The organism is Mesorhizobium sp. M7A.F.Ca.US.002.01.1.1, assembly GCF_004022955.1.
Lineage (GTDB): Bacteria > Pseudomonadota > Alphaproteobacteria > Rhizobiales > Rhizobiaceae > Mesorhizobium > Mesorhizobium ciceri.
Window position 1 is genome coordinate 1 of sequence record NZ_RZQE01000458.1, and the last position, 4730, is coordinate 4730.

Annotated in this window: 3 protein-coding genes; all 3 read left to right on the forward strand. The window is 63.7% G+C overall.

The window, feature by feature from the left end; all coding sequences use genetic code 11:
• Nucleotides 1–1508, forward strand: a 1508-nt coding sequence (locus EN932_RS29540) for a glycine cleavage T C-terminal barrel domain-containing protein (RefSeq protein WP_281061560.1), incomplete at its 5' end; no start/stop codon positions are given.
• Nucleotides 1501–2124, forward strand: coding sequence for a sarcosine oxidase subunit gamma family protein (locus tag EN932_RS29545; RefSeq protein WP_127368329.1), 624 nt, complete (start codon nucleotides 1501–1503; stop codon nucleotides 2122–2124). The genes EN932_RS29540 and EN932_RS29545, both read left to right, overlap by 8 nt.
• A gap of 148 nt (nucleotides 2125–2272) precedes the next feature.
• Nucleotides 2273–4642: an aminomethyltransferase family protein gene (locus EN932_RS29550; RefSeq protein WP_127368328.1), complete on the forward strand. Its 2370-nt coding sequence runs from the start codon at nucleotides 2273–2275 to the stop codon at nucleotides 4640–4642.
• The last annotated feature ends 88 nt before the right edge of the window (nucleotides 4643–4730 follow it).

Below are 4730 nucleotides of genomic sequence, written 5' to 3' on the forward strand. Positions count from 1 at the left end.
ATGACGAGGCTTTCTCGCTCACCCCGCTCTGGCATGTCGCCGGCAAGGGCAAAGCCTTTGTCGACCAGCAACACGACGTCACCGCGTCCGACATCGAGCTGGCGCAGCGCGAGGGTTTTGAATCGGTCGAGCATCTGAAGCGCTACACCACGCTCGGCATGGCGACCGACCAGGGCAAGACCTCCAACGTCGCCGGCCTCGCCATCATGGCGGCGGTAACAGGCAAATCCATTCCCGAGACCGGCACGACCATCTATCGCCCGCCTTACGTGCCCGTCGCCATCGGCGCCTTTGCCGGACACCATCGCGATGAGACTTTTCATGCAACGCGGCTGACGCCGTCGCATCACTGGGCGGTGGAACAAGGTGCTGTCTTCGTCGACACCGGTCTTTGGAAACGGGCGCAGTGGTACCCCCGCGCGGGCGAGAAGGACTGGCTGGAATCGGTGACGCGCGAGGTCAAGGCGGTGCGCTCAGGCGTCGGATTCTGCGATGTCTCGACGCTCGGCAAGATCGACGTGCACGGTCCGGATGCCGGCGCCTTCCTCGACCGCGTCTACATCAACACCTTCTCCAGTCTTGCAGTGGGCAAGGCGCGCTACGGTCTGATGCTGCGCGAGGACGGCATCGTCTATGACGACGGCACCACGTCGCGGCTGGCCGAAGACCACTATTTTCTCACCACCACCACGGCCAAGGCCGGTCTGGTGATGCAGCATCTCGAATTCTGCCGCCAGGTGCTGTTCCCGGAGCTCGACGTGCAGCTCACTTCCGTCTCCGACCAGTGGGCGCAGTTCTCGATCGCCGGACCGAGCGCGCGGGAGTTGCTGAAACAGATCGTTGATGAGTCCGAGGACCTTTCCAACGAAGGCTTTCCGTTCATGGGCGCGCGCGAAGTGACATTGCGCGGCGGCCTCAAGGCGCGGCTGTTCCGCATCTCGTTCTCCGGCGAAATGGCCTTCGAGATCTCGGTACCGGCACGCTTCGGCGATGCGATGGCGCGCAATCTGATGCTGGCCGGTGCGCCATTCGGCGTGACGCCTTACGGCACCGAGGCGCTCGGCGTCATGCGCGTCGAAAAGGGCCACATCGCCGGACCGGAACTGAGCGGCACGACGACAGCGGCCGATCTTGGTCTGGGCAAGATGATGTCGACCAAGAAAGACTATATCGGCCGCGTCATGGCCGGACGCGAGGCGCTGGTAGCCCCAGATCGCCAGGTCGTCGTCGGCATCAAGCCGACGGACGAGACACGCCGGTTGCGCTCCGGCGCACACATCATCCCGAAGGGGCAGACGCCCGGCCCCGGCAACGACCAGGGCTATGTCACCTCGGTCTGCTTCTCGCCGACGTTGGATCAGTGGATCGGGCTCGCGCTTGTCGAACGCGGCCGCGAACGCATCGGCGAGATCGTGCACGCGCATGATCCATTGCGCGGCGAAGACTATGACGTCGAACTCTGCAATCCCGTCTTCTACGACCCGGATGGAGGGCGCCAGCGTGGTTGAGTTTTCCTGGGCTCCCCGCAGTCCGCTTGAAAAGGCGCTCGTTGCCGGCGTGCATGGTGCACGCGGTATTGAGGCCGGCGTCTCGCTGACCGAGATCCGCAATTTTGATCTGATCCAGGTGATGGCGCGGCGCGGCCAGGCGGCCGAGCTGGGACAAGCCGCCAAGGCTCGGTTTGGTGTTGCTGTCCCTGATGCGCCCAAGGCGGTGCGGACTTCGGACGCAACGCTGATCTGGTCGGGACCGGACCAGTTCTTCGTGCTGTCGAAGGGCGGCAAGCACACGATACAGACGCTGGAGCCCGCATTGTCCGGCTCGCTGTCGGACCAGTCGCATGCGCGGGTTCTGGTCAGCATCTCCGGCGCCAAGGCGCGGACAATGCTGGCGAAACTGTCGTCGATCGATTTGCATCCCGATGCGTTTCCGGTTGGCGCCGCCGCCGCGACGTCGATGGATCACACCAGCGTCACGCTCTGGCGCGGCGGTGATCGGACGGATGGGCAGGCGGTGTTCAACGTTCTGATGTTTGCGACGTTTGCCGAGAGCCTTTGGCATACGATGCTGGATTCGGGCGCGGAGTACGGCGTCGACATCGACCATACAGAGAGACTGGCTTAGCCTTGGCTAGTCTTCCCTTCTCCCACAACAAGGGGAGAAGGGAAAGCGCGCGCCACCTCCGCCTTGCCAAACCCAACCGCACTGCTATTCTTGCTGCTAAAATAATTTCACACACAGGCAAACTTGTTTCTCGAACCGCAAGGCTGAGATGAGCCAGTCGCCCTACCCCGCAATTGCCGCCGGACCGCCCAAGCCTAGCCTCATCCTGAGGCCCGGCCAGATCGCGCTGCCGCCGGGCATGGAGCGTTATACGATCCAGGGCAACGGCGCGGTGCTGATCGACATCGAGGCCGGCGACGCGATCACCGTGCGCAATGTCGAAGGCGGCCAGGCCTGCGAACTTCTGGCCTGGGACAGGACCGGCGCGACCGATCCCAGCATTTTTGGTGAAGCATCGAACAGCAACGCTGCCGGCATCAAAGCGCTGCTCATAGAGGGGGACGACAGTCTCGCATCCCTGCGGAGCGGGCTCGCCCGCCGGCAGGTGCAGCTTGACCACGCCAAGGCCGTGCGGGTGTTCGGCGTCACGACACCGGCCGGCACCGAGCAGGCTTTCACCGTCGCACGCGATGGTGTGGTGCTGATTGCCGCCCCCGGCGGGCCGATGCTGGTCGATGGTCATGACACGGCGACACCGCTGACCGTCTTCGTTCGCCGCGCCACGATCCGCCCGGCGGCGAAATCGGTATTGGCTGATCCGCTTGCCGACCCGGTGCTCGATTTGCGCGTCCATTCGGCGACCGCGGAGGCCTATTTCGTTAGGGCTGGCGACTATCTGCAGATCATCGATGTCGACGGGCGCCAATGCACCGATTTCCAGTGCTTTTCGGCGCGCAAGCTGGACAGGGGACTGGATCATCCGCTCGACGTGACGACGACGCGCACGCTCATGGGTGCGAGCTACCCGATGCCCGGCCTGCATTCCAAATACTATGACCAGGACATGGAGCCGCTGGTCGAGGTGGTGCAGGACACATGCGGCCGGCACGACGCCTTCGCGCTCGCCTGCGCCGCCAAATATTACGACGACATCGGCTATCCCGGACACACCAACTGTTCGGAGAATTTCAACGGCGCTCTGGTCGGCAAGGGCGTCAATCCCCGCGCGGGCTGGATGGCGATCAACTTCTTCTTCAACACGGCGATCGACGCGCATGGCGTCATGGTGTCCGACGAGCCGTGGTCGCGGGCGGGCGACTATGTGCTGCTCAGGGCGCTCACCGACATCGTTTGCGTTTCCTCCGCCTGCCCCGACGACACGACGCCGGCCAATGGCTGGAACCCGACCGACATCCATGTGCGGACCTATTCCGGCCAGCACAAATTCTCGCGAGCGATCGCCAGACGCATGACGCCCGATTCGGAACCGAAAATGACCCGCGAGACCGCTTTTCATTCGAGCTTTGCCAAGCACACCCGCAACTTTCAGGAGTACAAGGGCTATTGGCTCGCCAATTCCTTCGCCAAGGACGGGCCGATCGCCGAATACTGGGCCTGCCGCCAAGACGCGGTGATCATGGACCTGTCGCCGCTGCGCAAGTTCGAGGTCACCGGCCCGGATTCCGAAGCGCTGCTGCAATACACGCTGACCCGCGACGTCAAGAAGCTCGGCGTTGGCCAGGTGGTCTATTCGGCCATGTGCTACGCGCATGGCGGCATGATTGATGACGGCACCCTGCTGCGGCTGGGCAAGGACAATTTCCGCTGGGTCGGCGGCGACGATCTGTCTGGCGAGTGGCTGCGCGAGACGGCGACAAAACTCGGCCTCAATGTCCTTGTGCGTTCCTCCACCGACCAGATGCACAATGTCGCCGTGCAGGGACCGAAGAGCCGCGACATCCTCAGGGAGGTGATCTGGACCTCGCCGCTGCAGCCGTCGATCGACGAACTCGAATGGTTCCGCTTCGCCGTCGCCCGCATTGGTGGCGGCAACGGCATTCCGGTCGTCGTCTCGCGCACCGGCTATACCGGCGAGCTCGGCTACGAGATCTGGTGCCATCCGCGCGACGCCGAAAAAGTCTTCGACGCCATCTGGGAAGCCGGCCAGCCGCACGGGCTGAAGCCGATGGGACTGCAGGCGCTGGACATGGTGCGCATCGAGGCCGGGTTGATCTTCGCCGGATACGAATTTTCCGACCAGACCGATCCGTTCGAGGCCGGCATCGGCTTCACCGTGCCGCTGAAGAGCAAGACCGACGATTTCGTCGGCCGCGAGGCGCTGATCCGCCGCAAGGAGCACCCGCAGACGAAGCTGGTCGGTCTCGACATCGACGCCAATGTCGACGTCGGCCATGGCGATTGCGTGCATGTCGGCCGTGCCCAGATCGGCGTGGTCACGTCAGGCATGCGCTCGCCGGTGCTGAACAAGACCATCGCGCTGGCCAGGCTCGATGTCACCCATTCGGCTGTCGGTACCGAGGTCGAGATCGGCAAGCTCGACGGCCATGCCAAGCGGCTGCCGGCGCGAGTCGTCGCCTTCGCCCACTACGATCCGCAAAAGACCAAACCGCGTTCCTGACGGCCCTTCCCTCCCAAGACAGTGAGGCCGTGCTGCAGTTCGTGATAGGAATTTTTTCTTGACCTGCTGAGGGCAGCTATGCTACATC

What these genes read in the sequence shown, in the direction of transcription:
- EN932_RS29550 (WP_127368328.1), top strand. Translation starts at nt 2,273, where the DNA reads ATGAGCCAGTCGCCCTACCCCGCAATTGCCGCCGGACCGCCCAAGCCT.